Source organism: Kineococcus sp. DHX-1 (genome assembly GCF_042473625.1).
Classification (GTDB): Bacteria; Actinomycetota; Actinomycetes; order Actinomycetales; family Kineococcaceae; genus Kineococcus.
In genome coordinates this window covers 1,396,367-1,416,442 of the sequence record NZ_CP170445.1, presented here as the reverse complement: position 1 = coordinate 1,416,442, position 20,076 = coordinate 1,396,367, and the positions used below count along the sequence as shown (strand labels likewise).

The 20,076-nt window shown below is 73.7% G+C and carries 18 protein-coding genes; 3 read left to right on the top strand and 15 right to left on the bottom strand.

The window, feature by feature from the left end:
- Window positions 1–7: 7 nt before the first annotated feature.
- The 6 genes from era to ACFEMC_RS06800 all read right to left on the bottom strand — a co-directional run bounded on the left by era (window position 8) and on the right by ACFEMC_RS06800 (window position 6,024).
- Entirely contained in the window at window positions 8–922 is a 915-nt protein-coding gene (era, locus tag ACFEMC_RS06825; RefSeq protein WP_380174825.1) for a GTPase Era, read from the bottom strand.
- Complete coding sequence (locus tag ACFEMC_RS06820; protein WP_367635858.1) at window positions 915–2,231, bottom strand: hemolysin family protein; 1,317 nt, start codon at window positions 2,229–2,231, stop codon at window positions 915–917. The genes era and ACFEMC_RS06820 overlap by 8 nt, the downstream gene beginning before the upstream one ends.
- Window position 2,232: 1 nt before the next feature.
- The gene (ybeY, locus tag ACFEMC_RS06815; protein WP_380174822.1) at window positions 2,233–2,754 is read right to left on the bottom strand and encodes an rRNA maturation RNase YbeY; all 522 of its coding nucleotides are present in this window, start codon (window positions 2,752–2,754) and stop codon (window positions 2,233–2,235) included.
- A 4-nt stretch (window positions 2,755–2,758) separates the two neighbouring features.
- A complete protein-coding gene (locus tag ACFEMC_RS06810) occupies window positions 2,759–3,799 on the bottom strand; it encodes a PhoH family protein (protein WP_380174820.1) in 1,041 nt (346 codons plus the stop codon).
- A gap of 100 nt (window positions 3,800–3,899) precedes the next feature.
- Window positions 3,900–4,739 (bottom strand): DUF72 domain-containing protein, encoded by an 840-nt coding sequence (locus ACFEMC_RS06805; protein WP_380174818.1) that lies wholly within the window; start codon window positions 4,737–4,739, stop codon window positions 3,900–3,902.
- A complete protein-coding gene (locus ACFEMC_RS06800; protein WP_380174814.1) occupies window positions 4,732–6,024 on the bottom strand; it encodes a DUF222 domain-containing protein in 1,293 nt (430 codons plus the stop codon). Before ACFEMC_RS06800 ends, ACFEMC_RS06805 begins: the two co-directional genes overlap by 8 nt.
- Before the next feature lie 158 nt (window positions 6,025–6,182).
- Between ACFEMC_RS06800 and ACFEMC_RS06795 the strand changes: the two genes are divergently transcribed.
- Both ACFEMC_RS06795 and ACFEMC_RS06790 read left to right on the top strand, forming a co-directional pair.
- The gene (locus tag ACFEMC_RS06795; protein WP_380174812.1) at window positions 6,183–6,992 is read left to right on the top strand and encodes an aminotransferase class IV; all 810 of its coding nucleotides are present in this window, start codon (window positions 6,183–6,185) and stop codon (window positions 6,990–6,992) included.
- 65 nt (window positions 6,993–7,057) lie between these two features.
- Entirely contained in the window at window positions 7,058–8,605 is a 1,548-nt protein-coding gene (locus ACFEMC_RS06790) for an alkaline phosphatase D family protein (protein ID WP_380174810.1), read from the top strand.
- Between the two features lie 3 nt (window positions 8,606–8,608).
- Here ACFEMC_RS06790 and ACFEMC_RS06785 read toward each other — a convergent pair whose 3' ends face one another.
- The 6 genes from ACFEMC_RS06785 to ACFEMC_RS06760 all read right to left on the bottom strand — a co-directional run bounded on the left by ACFEMC_RS06785 (window position 8,609) and on the right by ACFEMC_RS06760 (window position 14,691).
- The gene (locus ACFEMC_RS06785; protein ID WP_380174808.1) at window positions 8,609–10,540 is read right to left on the bottom strand and encodes a chorismate-binding protein; all 1,932 of its coding nucleotides are present in this window, start codon (window positions 10,538–10,540) and stop codon (window positions 8,609–8,611) included.
- Between the two features lie 31 nt (window positions 10,541–10,571).
- Window positions 10,572–10,961 (bottom strand): dihydroxyacetone kinase phosphoryl donor subunit DhaM, encoded by a 390-nt coding sequence (gene dhaM / locus ACFEMC_RS06780; RefSeq protein WP_380174805.1) that lies wholly within the window; start codon window positions 10,959–10,961, stop codon window positions 10,572–10,574.
- On the bottom strand, window positions 10,958–11,560 hold the full coding sequence (gene dhaL, locus ACFEMC_RS06775) for a dihydroxyacetone kinase subunit DhaL (protein WP_380176638.1): 603 nt from the start codon (window positions 11,558–11,560) through the stop codon (window positions 10,958–10,960). The genes dhaM and dhaL overlap by 4 nt, the downstream gene beginning before the upstream one ends.
- Before the next feature lie 5 nt (window positions 11,561–11,565).
- The gene (gene dhaK, locus ACFEMC_RS06770; protein WP_380174803.1) at window positions 11,566–12,591 is read right to left on the bottom strand and encodes a dihydroxyacetone kinase subunit DhaK; all 1,026 of its coding nucleotides are present in this window, start codon (window positions 12,589–12,591) and stop codon (window positions 11,566–11,568) included.
- A 29-nt stretch (window positions 12,592–12,620) separates the two neighbouring features.
- Window positions 12,621–13,379 (bottom strand): DUF899 domain-containing protein, encoded by a 759-nt coding sequence (locus tag ACFEMC_RS06765; protein ID WP_380174801.1) that lies wholly within the window; start codon window positions 13,377–13,379, stop codon window positions 12,621–12,623.
- Between the two features lie 97 nt (window positions 13,380–13,476).
- A complete protein-coding gene (locus tag ACFEMC_RS06760; protein WP_380174799.1) occupies window positions 13,477–14,691 on the bottom strand; it encodes an osmoprotectant NAGGN system M42 family peptidase in 1,215 nt (404 codons plus the stop codon).
- A 39-nt stretch (window positions 14,692–14,730) separates the two neighbouring features.
- On the opposite strand from ACFEMC_RS06760, the gene ACFEMC_RS06755 reads away from it, so the two are divergent.
- Window positions 14,731–15,696, top strand: coding sequence for a hypothetical protein (locus ACFEMC_RS06755; RefSeq protein WP_380174797.1), 966 nt, complete (start codon window positions 14,731–14,733; stop codon window positions 15,694–15,696).
- Window positions 15,697–15,716: 20 nt separating this feature from the next.
- Here the strand turns inward: ACFEMC_RS06755 and ACFEMC_RS06750 are convergent, their stop codons facing one another.
- The 3 genes from ACFEMC_RS06750 to ACFEMC_RS06740 form a co-directional block, all read right to left on the bottom strand.
- Window positions 15,717–16,460, bottom strand: coding sequence for a DNA-formamidopyrimidine glycosylase family protein (locus ACFEMC_RS06750; protein WP_380174795.1), 744 nt, complete (start codon window positions 16,458–16,460; stop codon window positions 15,717–15,719).
- A gap of 4 nt (window positions 16,461–16,464) precedes the next feature.
- Window positions 16,465–18,204 carry an N-acetylglutaminylglutamine synthetase gene (gene ngg, locus ACFEMC_RS06745; protein ID WP_380176636.1) on the bottom strand — a complete coding sequence of 580 codons (1,740 nt, stop codon included), beginning with the start codon at window positions 18,202–18,204 and terminating at the stop codon, window positions 16,465–16,467.
- Between the two features lie 87 nt (window positions 18,205–18,291).
- Window positions 18,292–20,076 carry an N-acetylglutaminylglutamine amidotransferase gene (locus tag ACFEMC_RS06740; protein WP_380174792.1) on the bottom strand — a complete coding sequence of 595 codons (1,785 nt, stop codon included), beginning with the start codon at window positions 20,074–20,076 and terminating at the stop codon, window positions 18,292–18,294.

Below are 20,076 nucleotides of genomic sequence, written 5' to 3'. Positions count from 1 at the left end.
CGGCGGGTCAGAACCCGAGGCGCTGCAGCTGCTTGGGGTCGCGCTGCCAGTCCTTGGCCACCTTGACGCGCAGGTCGAGGTGGACGCGGGTACCGAGCAGGGCCTCGATCTGGCGGCGGGCGCGGGTGCCGACGTCCTTGAGCCGGGACCCGCCCTTGCCGATGACGATGCCCTTCTGCGAGTCGCGCTCGACGTAGAGCCAGACGAACACGGTGAGGACGCCGTTGTCGCCCTCGGTCATCTCCTCCACGACGACCGCCAGGGAGTGCGGGAGTTCGTCGCGGACGCCCTCGAGCGCCGCCTCGCGGACGAGCTCGGCGACCATGACCGTCTCGGGTTCGTCGGTGAGTTCGCCGTCGGGGTAGAGCCGCGGTCCCTCGGGCAGGTGCGAGAGCAGGACGTCGGCGACGGTGTCGACCTGCTCGCCGGTGAGGGCGGAGGCGGGCACGACGTCGGAGAACCCGCCGAGCACCTCCTCACCCATCGCGGAGACGGCCAGCAGCTGCTCGGCCACCTGCTGCTTGGAGGCCTTGTCCGTCTTGGTGACGAGCGCGACCTTCGTCGAGCGGGGCACGGCGGCGAGAGCGTCGGCGATGAACCGGTCGCCGGGGCCGATCTTCTCGTCGGCGGGGATCGTCAGGGCGACGACGTCGACCTCGGCGAGGGTCTCGTGGACGAGGTCGTTGAGCCGCTGGCCGAGCAGCGTCCGCGGGCGGTGCAGGCCGGGGGTGTCGACGAGGACGAGCTGGGCGTCGGGGCGGTGGACGATCCCGCGGACGGTGTGGCGGGTCGTCTGCGGCCGCGAGCTCGTGATGGCGACCTTCTGCCCCACGAGGGCGTTCGTCAGGGTCGACTTGCCCGCGTTGGGCCGGCCGACGAAGCACGCGAAACCCGAACGGTGCGGGGTGGTCTGCTCAGTCATGTTCTCGCCCTCCGGCGCGGTCGTCGACCAGTTCTGGATCGGGTTCAGGCAGGCGGTGGACGAGCACCGTCCGCACCTGGTTGCGCCGGCCCTCGCGCCCGTCGGCCTCCAGCCGCAGGCCGTGCACCTCGGCGACGGCGCCGGGGACGAGGACCTCGCCGAGCGTCTTGGCGAGCAGACCGCCGACGGTGTCGACGTCGTCGTCCTCGATCTCGCGCTCGAACAGTTCCCCGAGGTCCTCCACGTGCAGGCGGGAGGAGACGCGGAAGCCCCCGTCCGGCAACGACTCCACCTCGGGGCGGCCGCGGTCGTACTCGTCGGAGATCTCGCCGACGATCTCCTCGATGATGTCCTCGATCGTCACGAGGCCCGCGGTGCCGCCGTACTCGTCGACGACGACGGCGACGTGCACGTTGTCCCGCTGCATCTGCCGCATGAGGTCGTCGACCGGCAGGCTGTCCGGGACGAAGACCGCCGGCCGGGCGACCTCCTCGACGCGGACCGCGCGGGCCCCCGTCGGATCGACGTGGAAGCGGCGGGCGATGTCCTTGAGGTAGACGACCCCGAGGACCTCGTCGGCATCGTCGCCCACCACCGGCATGCGCGAGAACCCCGAGCGCAGGAACAGCGCCTCCGCCTCGTGCAGACCGGTCCCACGCCGGGTGGTGACGACGTCGGTGCGCGGCACCATGACCTCCCGCGCGAGGGTGTCGCCCAGTTCGAACACCGAGTGGATCATGCGGTGCTCGCCGGCCTCGATGACCGACGTCTCCCCCGCCAGCTCGACGATCTCGCGCAGCTCGGCCTCGGAACCGAACGGGCCGTGGCGCAGGCCCCGGCCGGGGGTGACGGCATTGCCGACGGCGACAAGAGCCCGCGCCACCGGCCCGAGGACCGTCGTGAGCGGGGCGAGGACAGGAGCCGCGAGGAGGCCGACCGTCTCGGCGTGCAGCCGGCCCAGGGTGCGGGGGCCGACGCCGACGAGGACGAAGTCGAGCGCGGACATGCCGAGACCGGCCAGCAGCAGGACGAGGAACCAGGAGTCGACCCAGCTCGCGACGACCACCGTGACGCAGACCGCGGCGAGGGTCTCGAAGACCACGCGGAGCAGCGTGCAGACGGCGATGACGGGCGAGGCGGTCTCGAGGACCCGCGCCAGCGCCGGGGCACCGCGGCGCCCGTCCTCGACGAGGTCGCGGGCCCGGCGCCGCGAGGTGCCCGCGATGGCGGACTCGGCGGCGGCGATGAGCCCGGCGGCCACGACGAGGACCAGGGCCAGCACGAGCAGCGGCCCGGCGGGGGCTCCCACGTCAGTCCCCCGAGGGCAGCGCGCGGTGCCCGACCGTGGGGGTCGGGTCGCCCGGACGACCGATGCGGGCCAGGAAGCCCAGCACGAGCCGGCGCTGCAGCGTGAACATCTCGCGTTCCTCGTCCGGTTCGGCGTGGTCGTAGCCGAGCAGGTGCAGGATCCCGTGCGTCACCAGGAGGAGGACCTCGTCGGCCGTCGCGTGCCCCGACGCCTTGGCCTGCGCCGCAGCGACCTCCGGGCACACGACGATGTCACCGAGCAGCCCCGGCTCGCTCGTCCCGCCCTCCCGGCCCGGCCGCAGCTGGTCCATCGGGAAGGACATGACGTCGGTCGGGCCCTCCTCGTCCATCCACTGCACGTGCAGCCGGGACATGGCCTCGACGTCGACCATGAGGACGGACAGCTCGGCGAGCGGATGGACCCGCATCTCGTCGAGCACGTACCGGGCCAGGTGCGACACCTCGACGGTGTCCACCCCGCGACCGGCGGCGAAGGAGCTCTCGTCGACGACCTCGATGCTCACGCGCTCACCGCTTCCGGGCGCTGTGCGGGGCGGTGACCCGCGGGCGGGCCTCCTCCCAGCGTCCGTAGGCGTCGACGATCTCGCCGACGAGGCGGTGCCGGACGACGTCGCTGGAGGTCAGGCGCGAGAAGTGGACGTCCTCGATGCCCTCGAGGATGTCCTGCACGACGCGCAGGCCCGACTCGGTCCCCGAGGGCAGGTCCACCTGTGTGACGTCACCCGTCACGACGATCTTGGACCCGAACCCGAGGCGGGTCAGGAACATCTTCATCTGCTCGGGCGAGGTGTTCTGGGCCTCGTCGAGGATGATGAACGCGTCGTTCAACGTTCGGCCGCGCATGTAGGCCAGCGGCGCGACCTCGATCGTCCCCGCGGCCATGAGCCGAGGGATCGAGTCGGGGTCGAGCATGTCGTGGAGGGCGTCGTACAGCGGCCGCAGGTACGGGTCGATCTTGTCGGTGAGCGTGCCGGGCAGGAAGCCGAGCCGCTCCCCCGCCTCGACGGCCGGCCGGGTCAGGACGATGCGGTTGACCTGCTTGGCCTGCAGGGCCTGCACCGCCTTGGCCATGGCGAGGTACGTCTTGCCCGTGCCCGCCGGACCGATGCCGAAGACCACCGTGTGGGAGTCGATGGCGTCGACGTAGTGCTTCTGGTTGACCGTCTTGGGACGGATCGTCCGGCCGCGGCTGGACAGGATGTTCATCGTCAGCACGTCGGCGGGCCGGTCGTCGGCCGTGCCGGCGGCCTGGGCGCGCAGCATGGCGACGGAGCGCTCGACGGCGTCGGGCGAGAGCGGCTGACCGCTGCGCAGGACGGCGGTCATCTGGTCCACGAGCCGTTCGAGGAGGGCGACCTCGCCCGCGGCGCCCGTGACGGTGATCTCGTTCCCGCGCACGAGCACGTCGGTGCGCGTGAAGGCGCGTTCGAGGACGCGGAGCAGCTCGTCGCGAGCGCCGAGGAGGCCCACCATCGGCACCTCGGGCGGCACGACGATGACGTGCCGCGACTGCGCCGGGGGTTCGGGAGTGGTGTCGGTGCTGGCCATGATCGCCCCGAGGGGCCGTTCGCCTCCGTGCTGAGAGGGTGCGGTGGGTCCGCGCTGTCGGGTCGATCCTAACGAGCGGTGCGCGCGGAGGCTCGCGCGTTCACCACCGGCGCACCCGCTCCTGCAGGCGCAGGGCGTCGTGCGGGGCGTGGCCGCGGGCGTCGTTGTCGAAGTGGACGCGCACGTCGGCCACCTCCGACCACGCCCGCACGCGGTCGGCCCAGGCGTCGAGCGCGGCGCCGGAGTACCGGCTCGTGTACAGCTCGGTGTCCCCGTGGAGGCGGACGTGGACGAGGTCGGAGGTGACCTCCTCGAAGCGGGGCCAGCGACCGGCGGAGTCCGCGACCACCAACCCCACACCGTGCGCCCGCAGGAGGGCCAGCGCCTCCGGCGTGCCGAACGAGGGGTGCCGCGGCTCGAGCGAGTGCCGGACCCGGCGGTCCGCGAGCCCCTGCGGCGCTCGCGTCACCGCCCGGTCCTCCGAGAGCTTGCCGTCGTGCCGACGGGCCAGGGCGGCGGCCTCTCCCACCGTCCGGGGCAGCTGCCGCAGGAAGCCGTCGAGGACGTCGGCGTCGAACACGGCCGTCTCGGGCAACTGCCACAGCACCGGACCGAGCCGGTCGCGCAACTCCAGCAGGCCGGAGGCGAAGAAGTTCGCCAGCCCGGTCTCGACGCCGCGCAGGCGCTTGAGGTGCGTGACGAAGCGCCCACCCTTGACGGTGAACTCGACGGCGGGGTCGGCGGCGGCCTCCGCCGTCTCACGCCACGCCCGGTACGAGCTCGGTCGCTGCAACGAGTAGAAGGACCCGTTGACCTCGACCGTCCCGAACCGTTCCGCGGCGTACGCCAGCTCGGCCCGGTGCGGCAGGCCCCGGGGGTAGAAGTCGCCCCGCCAGTGCGGGTACGTCCACCCCGAGATCCCGACCAGCACGTCACCCATGGACACCTCCGACGGGGACGTACCCGTCGTGGACAGCCCTACGCCGTCGCGCGGTCGGGGTCGGGGGTGGCGTCGAGGGCAAGGTGGGGTGCCCGAGGACCGGGGGTGGTTCTCTCCGGTACCGGTGCCCCGTTCTCGTGGTGAGAGTCGTCCTGCCCCTGGTGTCGCTCGTGGTGGTGAAGCCGGGCAGGTCCTTGGTGTAGTTGCACGAGCGGCACAGACCCTGACCGTTCTCGATGCTCGTCCCCCCTCCGCGCGACCACGGGGTGACGTGGTCGACGTGCCGGATCGGCGCCTCGCACCACGGAGTGGCGCACCGCTGGTCCCGGCGCCTGAGGTACCGGGCCAAGGCCGGTGGGAACAGGCGGGACGTCGCGTCCATCGCGACCAGCTCGTCGGTTCCTGGTCTGCAGTACAGCCGCCGGATCCAGGTCTGCTCCTTCTCGGCGGCCTCCAGCACCAGCGCCCGGGCCTGCTGAGCGGGGACCGGGCCGCCGTCGATGCCCTCGCACCAGACCCGCGCTGAGCTGGTCCCCTCCCGCAGCAGCGCCGCCTCGTCCATCACCAGCTCCACGGTGACCGGGATCGGGTCGGTGACGAGCTCTGCGCCGGTGACGCGGGCGAACAGGACGTCGTACATCGCCTGGTCCTCGGTGCGTTCGTCGCTCGGATCGGCGCGCAGCTGGTCGGTGGCCGCGCGGCGCAGCGTGGTGAGCAGGGTGAGGTTGGCGGCCGGGGTACCCACGGCGGTGAAGAACGTCATGTGGTCGGCGCCGGGCCGCACGGTGCACCGGCGGGTGCCCTCGGCTCGGCGGTTCCTCTCGACCGCCGCGGCCGGATCGGCGGCGTCAGCCAGGGCGCGGGCGGCGCCGGCCAGGTAGCGGTGCCCGAGGCCGGGGCGGCGGTACTCCCGCCGCATCCGTTCGTCGATGCGGGCACGGTCGGTCGCGCTGACGTGGCAGGTGGCGGTCACGACGTCGCGGGCGGCGCGTTCGGTGATCAGGCCCTCGGCCAGCGCGGCCAGGGTGATGGGCATGTCCTGCACCAGCACCCGGGCGGCGAACACGAGGGAGGTGCCGGTGGAGGGGGACACCTGCCGGGCCAAGGCGATCTCGCGGGTGGTGGCGGCGTCCCCGCCGGCGCGTCCGGTCATGAGCTGGGCGTAGCGGGCGGTGGCCTGGACCTGTCGGGCGGTCAGGGCGCGGATCTGCCGTTCGGCGTCGGTGATGACGTCGACCAGCTGCGCGGGAGTGAGCCCGTCGAGGGTGGTAGCGGCCGTCGTCATGGCTGGAGCCTAGACCGGATGCCCGATCGAGACAAGGGTGGATGCGTTGCGCCGCAACGGATTCAAGGGAATTGAGGTATCCCGGTCCCAGTTCTACCAGTCACCTCCGACATCAGGAACGGGTTGTCCCCAGCCCCCGCGCCCGCCACGATGCACCGGTGGACGAGGTGCGGAACCGGACGGCCGTCCTGGGGACCGGGGAGGTTCCGTGGGACTCCCCCGTCGTCCCTGCGGACGACCCCGGACTGCGCGGCGACGGGTTCTTCGAAACCCTCCTCGTCCACGGGGGAATCCCGCCCCGCGTCGTCCGCCTCGAGCAGCACCTCGACCGGTTCGAACGGTCCGCCGCAGCCTTCGACCTCGCCGTGGACCGCTCCGCGTGGGAGAACCTCGTCACGAGCATCACCGACGACGTCCCCACCGGCACCGAGGCCGCCCTCCGGCTCACGGCGTCCGCGGGGACCTGCACCGCCACCCTCCGACCCCTGCCGGAGAGTGTCCGCCGGGGCCGGGACGGCGTCCACGTCATCACCCTCGCCCGCGGCACGAGCACGACCCCCGACGCGCCGTGGTTGCTGAACGCCGCCAAGACGTCGTCGTACGCCGTGAACTCCGCCGCGCTGCGTGAAGCGCGCCGGCGCGGGACCGACGACGCGCTCTTCCTGGACGCCGCCGGCGAGGTCCTGGAGGCGCCGACGGCGAACCTGCTGTGGCGCGCCGGGGGACGGTGGTGGACTCCGCCGCAGGCGGATCGGGACGTCCTCCCCGGCACGACCCTGGCCGCTGTCACCGCGGCCCTCGGGGTCCGCGAAACCCCGTGCCGGCCGGACGACCTGCTGGCGGCCGACGGGGCGTGGTTGCTGTCGAGCCTGCGCGGGGCCGCCCCCGTCCGGTCGCTGGACGGGACACCGCTGCCCGTCGACGGGTCGCTCACCACGGTCCTGCGCCGCACCGCTCTGGAACCCTGAGCCCTTCATCGGGAGTTCCTCGGGAGGGAACCCGGACGTCACCTGCACCGAGGACCGTTCCGCGGGTGCCGACCCCCCTACCCCCTCCGTTCTCCCGACGCTCCCTCCTCGCCGCCGGCGGTACCGGCCTGCTGGCCCCGACCCTCCTGCGCAGCGGGGCACCCCGACTCACCCACGGCGTGCAGTCCGGGGACGTCACCGCGGACACGGCGACGATCTGGACCCGCTCGGACCGGCCGGCCCGGATGTTCGTCCAGGTCTCCTCGACCGGCAGGTTCGGCCGTGACTGCCGCACGTACCGCGGCCCCCTGCTGACGTCGGCCGGCGACTTCACCGGCCGGCTCGACGTCACGGGGCTCCCCTCGGGAGCGGACGTCCCGTACCGCGTCGTCCTCGGTGCCCCCGACGCCCACCGCCCGGACGGCGCGTCGCAGGAGGGCTTCCTCCGCACCGCGCCGGGCGCGCGAGACCACCACCGCCGCATCCGGTTCCTCTGGAGCGGGGACCAGGCCGGTCAGGGCTGGGGGCGCAACCCCGACCTCGGCGGTTTCCCGATCTACCGGGCGATGGCCGAGCGGGACGCGGACTTCTTCCTGCACTCCGGCGACACGATCTACGCCGACGGGCCCATCACGGGCGACGTCACGCTGCCCGACGGTCGCGTCTACCGCAACGTCGTCACGGAGGCGAAGTCGCACGTCGCCCAGACGCTCGACGACTTCCGCGGCGCGTTCAAGTACAACCTCGAGGACGACGCCTACCGCGCGTTCTTCTCCCGTGTCCCGCAGGTGAACCAGTGGGACGACCACGAGGTCCACAACAACTGGTACCCGCACGAGGTCCTCGACGACCCCGCGTACCAGGAGAAGCGCGTCGACGTCCTGTGGGCGCGCGGGGAGCAGGCCTGGCGGGAGTTCGTCCCGGTCTCGCACCGCCGGACGGACGACGTCTACGGCACGTTCGCCTTCGGTCCCCTGCTCGACGTGTTCGTCCTCGACATGCGCTCCGACCGCGACCCCAACCCGTGGGGCTGGGCCGGCGGCGGGATCCGGCCCGACGGCGGGATCCTCGGCACCGAACAGGCGCGCTGGCTCGTCGAGGCCATGGCCGCCTCGACCGCGCGGTGGAAGGTCGTGCAGGCCGACATGCCGATCGGCCTCGTCGTCCCCGACGCCGCCTCGGACGGGATCGAGGCCGTGGCGCAGGGCGACCCGGGCGTGCCCCGCGGACGCGAGCAGCAGATCGCGTGGATCCTGCGCGAGCTCAAGCACCGCGGCGTGCGCAACCACGTCTGGCTGACGGCCGACGTGCACTACACCGCGGCGCACCACTACCACCCGGAGCGCGCCGCGTTCACCGAGTTCGACCCGTTCTGGGAGTTCGTCTCCGGCCCGTTGCACGCCGGCTCGTTCGGACCCAACGCCCTCGACGCGACGTTCGGTCCGCAGGTCGTGTTCCAGGCCGTGCCCCCGCGGGCGAACACCTCCCCGCTGGAGGGGTCGCAGTTCTTCGGCGAGGTCGAGATCGACCCCGACTCCGAGGCGCTGACGGTGACGCTGCGGGACATCGCCGGCAAGGCGCTGTGGAGCCGGGCCCTGCACCCGGACGCCTGAGTCTCAGGGAGCTCCGGGCAGTCGCCGCGTCGTGAGCGCCGCCAAGGGCGCCCGCAGCTTGAGCAACACCTCTGCGACCTCCGCGTCGGGGTCGGAGTCGAGGACCACGGCGCCGCCGGCCCCGACGTGCCACTCCTCGCCCACCCGGACCGCGGTGCGGATGACGACGGCGAGGTCGGCGGCCCCGGTCAGGGAGAACCAGCCGAGGGTTCCGGAGTAGATGCCGCGCGGGCGCTGCTCGAGGGCGTCGATGATCTCGGTCGTCCGCAGCTTGGGCGCCCCCGTCATCGACCCCGGCGGGAAGCAGGCGCGCAGGCAGTCGACGGCGGAGACGTCCGGGCGCAGCCGTCCCCGGACGGTCGTCACCAGCTGGTGCACGGTCGCCAGCGTCTCCGTCGCCATGAGGTGCGGGACGGTGACGGACCCCGGGACGCAGACCCGCCCGAGGTCGTTGCGCAGCAGGTCGACGACCATGAGGTTCTCCGCGCGGGTCTTCGGATCCGCCTGCAGCGCGGCGGGATCGGTGTCGACCGGGGCCGTCCCCTTGATGGGCCGGGTCTCGACGGACCCGTCCTGCCCCACCCGCAGGAAGCGCTCGGGGGAACTGCCGACGACCTCGACCCCGCCGGAGCGCAGGTACGCCGCGTACGGGGCGGGGTTCGCGCGACGCAACCGCCGGTACGCCGCGAACCCCGCGTCCGGGCTCGGTCCGACGGGGACCCGCGCCCGGGTGGTGAGGCAGACCTCGTAGCTCTCCCCGGCGTGCAACTGCTCCTGCGCGCGGACGACGTCGTCGCGGTACCGCTCCGGGGCGGTGTCGAGGACGACCGGCAGGTCCAGAGCGGGCGCGGGCTCACCGAGGGGCGCGAGACCGTCGAGCGCGGCGATCGTCTCCCCGATCCACGACGGTTCCCGATCCCCGTCCCCGGCCCCCTCCGACAGCGCGCACACCCACGTCGCGTCCGCGTCGTGGTCGATGGCCAGGAACCGGTCGACGAACACCCACCGGTTCGCGGGGGTTCCCGGAGCCCGCGACCCGTCGTGCGGGACGGGGAAACCGCACTCGTCCTTCGCCTCGTACCCGGCCCAGCCGACGTGGCCGCCCGCGAACTCGAACGGAACGTCCTGCGCTCCGTCGACCCCGACGCCGGCCAGCCGCTCGGAGACCGCGGCGATCGACGTCTCGACCGCGCCCGTCAGGGGGCCGAGGAAGGAGAACCGGCCCGACCCCGCACCCCGGCTCGCCGAGTCCAGCCAGAACGCGTCCTCCCCACCGAAGAGACCCGCCACGACCGCCTCGGCATCGACGACCCCCGGGACCCTGCGACTGTGCAGCCGGTACCGCTGCGGGTGCCCGAACCGCCGGCACCAACGCACGAAGTTCTCCACGATCAGCGCGCCCGAGGGGCTGGCCACCGACTCCGGGTGGAACTGCACCCCGACCTGGGGCCTGTCCCGGCGCCGCAACGCCATGAGCACGCCGTCCTGCCCCCACGCCAGGGGTTCCAGGACGTCGGGCAGGGGTTCGGCCACCCGGAACGAGTGGTAGCGGGTGGCGTCGAAACCCTGCGGCAGGCCGGCCAGGACCGAGTCACCCGTGTGCCGGACGCGGTCGACGAAACCGTGCCGCGGCTGCGGGGCGGCGTCGACGACGGCACCAGCCGCGAGCGCGATCCCCTGCATCCCCAGGCAGACCCCGAGGACGGGCACCTGCGCGCGCGCCAGCACGTCCGCGGACAGCGCGAAGTCGCGCGGGTTCGCCGGGTGGCCCGGCCCCGGGGAGACGACGACGCCGGCGAAACCCTCGAGGTCCAGCTCCCCCGGTGCCACGTCGTCGTCGCTCACCACGACCGGGTCGGTGCCCGAGGCCACGGCCAGCAGCTGGACCAGGTTGTGGGTGTAGGAGTCGTGGTTGTCCACGACGAGCCAGCGCACGGGCCGATCCTCCCAGAACGCGGGGGCCTTCTCAGCCCTTGCGCAGGTCCCGCGCGAGCTCGGCCTGCGCGACGACCTCGGCGAGCCCGGCACCCGTCGACGCCGTCACGACGGCCGCGACCGCCCCCTCGACGAACGGGGCGTCGACGAGGGCGACCGCCGCCCCGTCGGGCAGGTCGGCCAGCACGGTCCGCGCCGTGAGCACGGCGCTGCCGAGGTCCACGAGCACCGCGACCTCGTCACCCGCGTCCAGCGCCGCCTCGACGGCCACCTCGAGCGCGTCGGCGTCGGTCCCGAGGCGCCCGTCCGCCGTCCCGCCCACGGGCACGACGGTGGCCGTGGACGCCATCTGGCCCGCGAGGTCCGCCACCCCGCGCGCCACGTCCGCGCTGTGCGACAGGAGAACGACCCGCACGCTCACGACGCATCCTCGATGAGGGCGGCGAACAGCAGCGCGATCGACGCGGCTCCCGGGTCGCGGTGACCGATCCCCCGCTCGCCGAGGTAGCTCGCGCGTCCCTTGCGGGCCACGAGCTCGTCGGTGGACGCGGCCCCACGCGCCGCCGCGTCGGCTGCCTCCTGCGCGGATCCGCCCGCCTCCAGCGCCTCGACGGCCGGGGTGAGCGCGTCCACCAGGGTCGCGTCGCCGACCTGCGCGCCGCCGAGCGCGACGACCGCGTCGAGGCCGGCCCGCAGCGCCCCCGCGAGCGCCGGCCCGTCCGCGGACTCCGCGTCCCCCAGCGCCTTGCCCGCGCGGCGCAGGAGCGTCCCGAAGAGGGGGCCGCTGGCGCCGCCCACGGTGCTGACGAGCGTGGACCCCGCCTTCACCAGGGCGGCCCCCGGGGTCGCCGGCTCGGCGGCGTCGAGCGCGGCCAGGACGGCGTGCATCCCGCGCTGCAGGTTCACCCCGTGGTCGGAGTCCCCGATGGGCCGGTCCAGGTCGGTCAGCTCCGCGGCGTGCTCGTCGACGGCAGTCGCGAACCGCCGCAGCCAGTCCCGGACCCCGGCGGCCGTGAGCACCGGGTTCACGCGCCCCACCGCAGCGCGGGCGTGCGGACGGGGGCGTCCCACAGCTGCAGCAGCTGCGGGGTCGCGCGGCACACGCTCACCATGCTCCCGGCCATCTCCAGGCTCGTCACGTGGTTGCCGACGAGGGCCCGGCCGATGCGGGCCCCGCGGGCGGTCAGCTCCGCGACGACGTCGCCCGCGAGCACCTGCAGCTCCAGCAGCGGAGTGCCCCCCATCCCGTTGACCAGCAGGAGCAGTTCCTCGCCGTCCAGCGGCATGTCGTCGGCGATCGCGGCGACCGACGTGCGCGCGACCTCGCGCGCCACCCCCGTCGCCGGGACCGGCACCCGGCGCCGGCCCGGTTCACCGTGGATCCCGATCCCGAGTTCCATCTCCCCCGGCTCCAGGTCGAACCCGGGCCGGTCCGAACCCGGTGTCGTGCAGGGGCTCAGCGCGACGCCGAAGCTGCGGCTGCGGGCGACGACGTCCCGGCCCAGAGCTGCGAGCTCGGCCAACGCCATGCCCTCTTCGGCCGCGGCGCCCAGCACCTTCTCGACGAACAGCGTCCCGCCGGTGCCGCGACGGCCGGCGGTGTAGAGGCTGTCGGTGACGGCCACGTCGTCGTCGACGAGCACCGTCTCGACGGGGATGTCCTCGTCGTCGGCGAGTTCGGCGGCCATCTGGAAGTTCAGGACGTCGCCCGTGTAGTTCTTCACGACGTGCACGACCCCGCCACCGCTGGAGGCGGCCGTCGTCGCGGCCAGCACCTGGTCCGGCACGGGCGAGGTGAAGACGGCCCCGCACGCCGCGGCGTCGAGCATCCCGAGCCCCACGAAACCCGCGTGCAGGGGTTCGTGCCCGGACCCGCCGCCGGAGACGAGCCCGACCTTCCCGGGCCGGTGGTCCCCGGAGTGGTCGTGGTTGCGGGAGACGACGTGGTGCTCGAGGTCGACGGTCAGTTCGGGGTGGACCGCGGCCAGCCCGCGCAGCGCGTCGGTGACGGCGTCGGCGGGGTCGTCGAGCAGCTTCGTGGGGACGTGCATGGGAGCTCCTTCGCCCGGGGGCGCCCAAGCTATCCCCCCGCGGCGAAGTCCGGAACCGCCCCCCGCGCGTGCTCGACGCGCCCCGCCGGTTCCTCCCACTCCTCCTGCCGGCCCAGGGCCGTCATGTCGAGGAACGCGTAGGCGCCGCCGAGCTGCTCGGTGCCGCGCGCGAACGTCGAGTACGTGTGGAACACCTCGCCTCCGGTGGTCAGGAAGCAGCTGTAGCCCGGCTGTTCGGACGGGCCCGCCGCGGCCTGCTCGACCACCCACTCCTGCCCCGCGGCACGCAGCGCGTCGGCGTCCCGGTAGTTCCACAGCACCGGGGCGACCGCGGCGTCGAGCGTGACGTGGAAGTCGTGGTTGAACGTGCTGCCGAGGGAACTCACCCAGTCGAACCGGTACCCGCGCTCGGCGGCGACCTCGGCGATCCGCCCGTACGGCGCCCGCGAGACGGCGACGAAGCTCGTCCGCCGCGCGTGCAGGTGCGCCAGGAGGCCCTCGCTGAGCTCGGCGAGCGCCGCCGAGCACGCGGGGCACGGCGCGTCCCAGTCGGGGCCGAACATGACGTGCTGGACGACGAGCTGGTCCCGGCCGGCGAACAGGTCCGCCAGCCCCACCTCGCCGTCCGGTCCGGTGAAGCGGTACGGCTCGGTGACCTCCACCATCGGCAGGCGACGGCGGTCGGCGTTCAGGGCGTCCTTGGCGCGGACGGCCTCCTTCTCCCGCTCCAGCAGCGCGGTGCGGGCGCGCAGCCACTCCTCGCGGGTCGTGATCTCGGGCAGGGCCACGGGACCCCCTCCTCGTCTCGTCCTGGTCCGGTGCTGACGAGGAGGAGACCCGGGCGGGCGGCCGAACTCATCGGCCGCCGGGCGGGGAGTCCGTTCGTCAGTCGGTGACGACCGTCCGGTCCACGGGTTCGGGGTCGGCGGGCTGCACGCTGAGGCTGGGGAAGTCGGCCAGGGGTCCGGACTCGGACTGGTCCCAGTCGTCGAACGTCAGCCCGCTCTGCAGGTACACGACGAGCAGCCGCGCGAGGGCGACGAGACCGTCCACGTGGGCGCGTTCGTGGCCGTGGCTGGAGTCCAGCCCGAACCCGAGCAGGGCGTGCCGGGCCTCGATCCCGGCTTCCAGGGCGGGCGCCGCGTCGGAGCGGTAGTGCCGGTAGACGTCCCGCACGGCGGGGATGTCGCGCTCGCAGGCCAGGCGGTGCAGCCGACGGGACAGGTGGTAGTCGAACGGGCCCGTCATGTCGAGCATGGCGATGCTGGCCAGCTCCTCGCGGGAGTTCTGCCCCTCGGCGACCACGGCGTTGTCCACGGCGACGAGTTCGGCGACGTCGGGGGCGAGCCCGTGGGTGGCGCCGAAGCCGACCTCCTCGCCGATCGTCACGAGGAACTGCGCGGTCACCGCGAGCGGCAGGTCGGCGTCCTTGAGCGCCTTGAGCGCCGCGAGGCAGGCCGCGAGACCGGCCTTGTCGTCGAGGTGGCGCGACTTCACGTAGCCGCCGCGGGTCAGCTGCGGCGCCGCGTCCAGGGCCACGAAGTCGCCGACCTCGATGCCGAGCGCGCGCACGTCGTCGGCGGAGGACACGGGTTCGTCGATGCGGACCTCGACGTAGGGCCAGCCGACGCCCTGGGTGTCGATCTCGTCGCCGAAGGTGTGGCCGCTGCTCTTCAGCGGCAGCACCGTGCCCGTGTACACGCGGTCGTGGTCGTCGGTGAAGATCGTGACGTGCGCGCCCTCGGAGAAGCGGGCGCTGTGGCTGCCGACGGGCACGACCTCGAGCCGGCCCGACGCCTTCACCTGCTTGACCATGAGCCCGATGGTGTCGGCGTGCACGATGACGGCCCGTCGGACCTTCTCGGTGCGGCCCTGCAGGGTCGCGCGCAGGATCCCCCGGCGCGTCAGGTCGAACGGGAGCCCGAGGGCGGCGATGTGGTCCCCGACGGCCTGCATGACCGCGTCGGTGCGGCCCGACGGGCTGGGGATCCGGAGCATCTCCATGAGGGTGCTCGTGAGGTACTCGACGTCGATCGGGGCGTCGACGACCGGCTGACCGGGGGCCCCGGCGTGGACGTGGGTGCGGGTCTGGCTGCTCATCACGGGCGATGCTCTCAGGAGTCGGGGGAGGATGCCCCGGTGGACCTCGCGGACGTGCTCGACGACCTGTACGGCTCGCCACCGGCGGAGTTCACCGCCACCCGCGATGCGTACGCGCGGCAGGCGAAGGCGGAGGGCGACCGGGACCTCGCCGGCCGCATCGCCGGGCTGAAGAAGCCGCCGGTGCCGGCGTGGGCGGTGAACCTGCTCGTCCGCGAGCGCGGCGAGGACGTCGAGCAGCTCCTCCAGCTCGGCGCCTCGATGCGGGAGGCGACGGCCTCGCTCGCCGGTCCGGAGCTGCGCGAGCTGAGCGTGCAGCAGCACAAGGTCCTCGACGCGATGCGGGTGCAGGCGGGGCGGCTCACGCAGGAGGCGGGGGTCCGCCTCTCCCTCGACGTGGGTGAGAAGGTCGTCGCGACGCTGCGGGCCGCCATGGCCGATCCCGCTGCGGCGGACGCCGTCCGCACGGCGACGCTGGTCAGGACCCTGGAGTCGACGGGGTTCGGCGACGTCGACGTGGAGGGGGCGACGGCCGGCGACGCGGCCCCGCGCCCGGTCCCGGCCAAGACCCCGCGCAGCCCGGCGAGGAAGCCGGCGGAGAAGACGGGGGCGAAGACGGGGAAGACACCCCCGCGCGACGAGCTGCGCGCCCGCCGGGAGGAGAAGGCGGCCCGGGAGGCCGAGCGGGAACGGGCGGAGGCCGAACGGCGCGAGCGCGAGCTGGCCGAGCTGCGCGCGGCGGTCGAGGAGGCCGACGACGCGCTCGACGACGCCCGCGACGAGGCGTCGGCGGCCGACGCGGACCTCGCGTCGGCGCAGCGGCGGCAGGAGGACCTCGACCGCCGCCGGGAGGACCTCCAGGCCCGGCTCGACGCCGTCATCGAACAGCTCGAGAGCGCCCAGGACACGGTGCGGACGGCCGAGCGGACCGCGCACGCGGCCCGCGAGCGCGTCGGGCACGCCGAGCGGGAGCTCGCGGACCTGCGGGACCGGCTGCCGGAGTGAGGTTGCGGGGTGACGCTGCTCTACCGCTGGTCGACGGGACAGACCCAGGCGACGCGGCCGGCGAGGGTCCAGCTCCTCACCGGCGACCCGCAGCGCCGGCACGTGGGCCGCTTGTAGACCCAGCGCTCGTCCGGGGCCGAGGGGTCGGAGACGACCTGCCCGGCCTCCAGCCCGAGGCGCAGGTGCACGACGGCGAGGTCCCACAGCAGCGCAGCCTCCACGGCCGTGACGGGGCGCGTGGGGTCGATCCCGGCGAGGAAGAGCAGCTCGGCGCGCCACGCGTTGCCGATCCCGGCCCAGAGCGACTGGTCGAGCAGGGCGGCGCCGACGGCGGCGCGCGAGGACGCGAGGCGCTCGGCGGCCTCCTCCCGGCCGGCCTCTCCCACCCGCAGGGGGTCCGGCCCCAGGCCGGCGATCAGCTCGTCGCGGGCGGCGGCGTCCAGGCCCTCGCAGCGGCTCGGGGCGATGAGGGAGAACGCCGCCCGCTCCCCCGCCAGCCGCATCCGCGTCCCGCCGCGGGCGGGCAGCCCGAGGTCGTCGGTGCGCAGGAAGAACCCCTTCAGCCCGAGGTGGACGTGCACGTCGGGGGCGTCGTCGAAGGCGTAGAGCAGGTGCTTGCCCCACGCCTGCACGTCCTGCAGGAGGTGGCCGTCGAAGGGGGCGGCGTCGAACCTCCCCTGCGGGCTCGTGACCGACAGCACCTGCCCGGCGAGCGCCTCGCGCTGGTCGCGGGCGTGCCGGTGCAGGGCGTGGGCCTCGGGCACGGCGCTACCCCTGCTCCGGCGTGCCGGGCTGGCGGCGGGTCTCGGGGAACAGCAGGTCGAGGAACCTCTGCGCGGTCGGGCGCGGCGAGTGGTTCGCCAGCCCCGGGCGCTCGTTGGCCTCGATGACGACGTGGTCGGGACCCGAGACGTCGGGGACGAGGAAGTCCAGGCCCGTGACGGGGATCCCGATGGCCCGGCTCGCGGCGACGGCCGCGTCGAGGAGGTCGGGGTGCAGGTCGTCGGTGACGTCGTCGATGGTGCCGCCGGTGTGCAGGTTCGCCGTCCGGCGCACCTCCAGGCGTTCCCCGCGCGGCAGGACGTCGTCCATCGCGTAGCCGGCGTCGCGGACGACCGCCTCCGTGGTGGCGTCGAGCGGGATGCTGGACTCCCCGCCCGTCGCGGCCTGGCGCCGGCGGCTCTGCGCGCCGACGAGCGTCCGGATGTCGTCGGTTCCCGTGCCGATGACGGCGGCGGGCCGGCGAACGGCCGCGGCGACCACCTCGTGGTCGATGACGACGATCCGCAGGTCCTGCCCGGCGACCAGTTCCTCGACGAGGACGTCCGGGCAGTGCGCCGCGGCCTCCGCGACGGCCTCGCGGAGTTCGTCCCCACCGCGCACGCCGACGGTGATGCCCTTGCCCTGCTCGCCGCGCGCGGGTTTCACCACGACGGGGCCGGTCTCGGCGACGAGCCGTTCGCACTCGGCCAGGCCTGCGCTGTCCCGCAACGGGTCCTGGGCCAGCTCGACGGCCCGCGGGACGCGGACACCGCGGCCGGAGAGCAGGCGACGGGTGACGCGCTTGTCGTCGCAGCGGGACATCGCGACGGCGCTCGTGAGCTCGGAGAGGGACTCCCGCGTCAGCAGCGAGCGGCCCCCGAACGTCAGCCGCATCTCCCCGCTGGGTGCGTCGGTGACCTCGACCCGGACCCCGCGGCGCAGGGCCTCGTCGGCGATGATCCGAGCGTAGGGGTTCAGGTCGCCGAGCCCTTCCGGTTGGGGGGAGAACAGCGGCCGGTTGATGGGGTTCTTGCGCTTGACGACGACGGGCGCCGCGGGCCGGAAACCCAGCCGCCGGTACAGGGAGATGGCGCCGGCGTTGTCGTGCATGACCGACAGGTCCAGGATCGCCCGCCCGCGGGCGACGTAGCGTTCGGCCAGGACCCGCACGAGGGCCTCCCCGGTGCCCCGCGGGGCGACCTGCGGGTCCGTCGCCAGGCACCACAGGCTGGCCCCCTGGTCGGGGTCGCCGAACGCGAGGACGTGGTCGACGCCGGTGACGGTCCCGACGACGGCGCCCGTCCGGGTGTCCTCGGCGACGAGGTACGTGAAGGTCCGCGTCCGGTGGTTGGCCCACATGACGTCCACGTCGGAGACGACCATCCCGCAGGCCGCGTAGATGCGGTTCACCTCGTCCAGTTCGGCGCGCTCGCGGACCATCCGGACGAACACGTCGGGGTTGCGGTCCTTGGGCGCCCGGTACCGGGCCAGGGGCAGCCGGAACGTGATCGAGGGGTCCATGAACAACTCGTGCGGCGCCATGCCGACGAGCACCTGCGGTTCCCGGACGTACATGGCGATGTCCCGCTCGCCGGTCTCCTCGGCGCGCAGGGCGTCCACGACGTCGCGCTGGTCGCTGAAGGTCTGCCCGAACACGAGCCGGCCCCACCCCATGTCGAGGACGACGTCGCGCGTCATGTCCTCGGTGAACCACTGCGGGGGCCGTTGCCAGGTGCGGCCGGAGATGGTCGGGACGTCGAGGCCGCGCTGGCGCAACCCGGCGACGGTGGTGCGGCGCTTGGTGTTCGACACGTGCGTCTCCCCCGTCCCGCGTCAGCCGATCCCGTGCTGCTGCAACCACATCTCGAGCAGGCCGAGTTGCCACAGCTTGTTCCCGCGCAGCGGGGTCAGTTCGCCGTTGGGGTCGCGCAGCAGGCCCTCGACGTACTCGGGACGGAACAGGGCGCGGTCGCGGGCGGCCTGGCTGGACAGCGCGTCCTTCACCAGACCGAGGACCTCGCCCTCGAGGTGGGTGATGGCCGGGACGGGGAAGTAGCCCTTGGGCCGGTCGATGACCTCGCGCGGGATGACGCGGTACCCGACCTGCTTGAGGATCCCCTTGCCGCCGTTCGCGAGCTGCAGTTCCGGCGGGACCGCCGCGGCGAGCTCGACGAGCTCGTGGTCGAGGAACGGGACGCGCGCCTCCAACCCCCAGGCCATCGTCGTGTTGTCGACGCGCTTGACGGGGTCGTCGACGAGCATCACCTCGGTGTCCAGGCGCAGTGCCGCGTCGACGGCCGTGTCCGCCCCCGGGCGCGCGAAGTGCCGGGCGACGAACTCGCGCGAGACGTCCGTGGCCGTCATCCACTGCGGGTTCAGCACCTGGGCCACCTGCGCGTGGTCGCGGTCGAAGAACGCGCGGGCGTAGGCGTCGACACCCTGTTCCGGGGTGAGCCCCGACAACGGCGGGTACCAGTGGTAGCCGCCGAACACCTCGTCGGCGCCCTGACCCGACTGCACGACCTTGATGGTCTGCGAGACCTGCTGCGAGAGCAGGTCGAACGCGACGACGTCGTGGCTGACCATGGGTTCGGCCATCGCCCCGACGGCGTGCGAGAGGGCTCCGACGAGTTCGTCGCCGCTCACCCGGATGCGGTGGTGGTTCGTGCCGAACCGTTCCGCGATGACGTCGGAGTAGGCGAACTCGTCGCCCTCGCGACCGCCGACGGACTCGAAGCCGATGGAGTACGTCGCCAGGTCCTTCTGACCCTGCTCGGCGAGCAGGGCGGTGATGAGGCTGGAGTCCAGACCGCCGGAGAGGAGGACCCCGACGGGGACGTCGGCGACGGTGCGCCGTTCGACGGCCGTCCGCAGCGCGGCGAGGACGGCGTCCTCCCAGTCCCGCTCGGAGAACCCGGCGAACTCCTCGCGCCGCACGTGGTCCGGCGCCCAGTAGCGGTGCTCGCGGGACGTGCCGTCGGGTTCGACGATCCGCACCGTCGCGGGCGGCAGCTTGCGCACGCCCTGCAGCACCGTGTGCGGAGCGGGCACGACGGCGTGCCAGGTGAGGTAGTGGTGCAGCGCGACGGGGTCGACGGTCGTGTCGACGTCACCGGCCGCCAGCAGCGCGGGCAGGCTCGAGGCGAAGCGCAGCCGGCCCGGCGTTTCGGCCAGGTACAGCGGTTTGATGCCGAGGCGGTCGCGCATGAGCACGACCCGGCCGGTGTCCCGCTCGTGGACGACGACGGCGAACATGCCGATGAGGTGGTCGACGACGTCGGCGCCCCAGCGGTGGTAGCCCTTGACGATGACCTCGGTGTCCGACGTCGAGGTGAACCGGTAGCCGTGGCCCGTCAGCTCCTCGCGCAGCTGCGGGTAGTTGTAGATGCAGCCGTTGAAGACGGCGGTGAGCCCGAGCTCGGGGTCCTGCATGGGCTGGGCGCCGCACGCCGAGAGGTCGATGATCGACAGGCGGCGGTGGCCGAAGGCGACCCGGCCCTGGGACCAGACGCCCTCGCCGTCCGGGCCGCGGGGCGCCAGCGTCTGCGACATCCGCTGCACCGCCGCCACGTCGGCCGCGTGCCCGTCGAACCTGACCTCACCGCACAAGCCGCACAT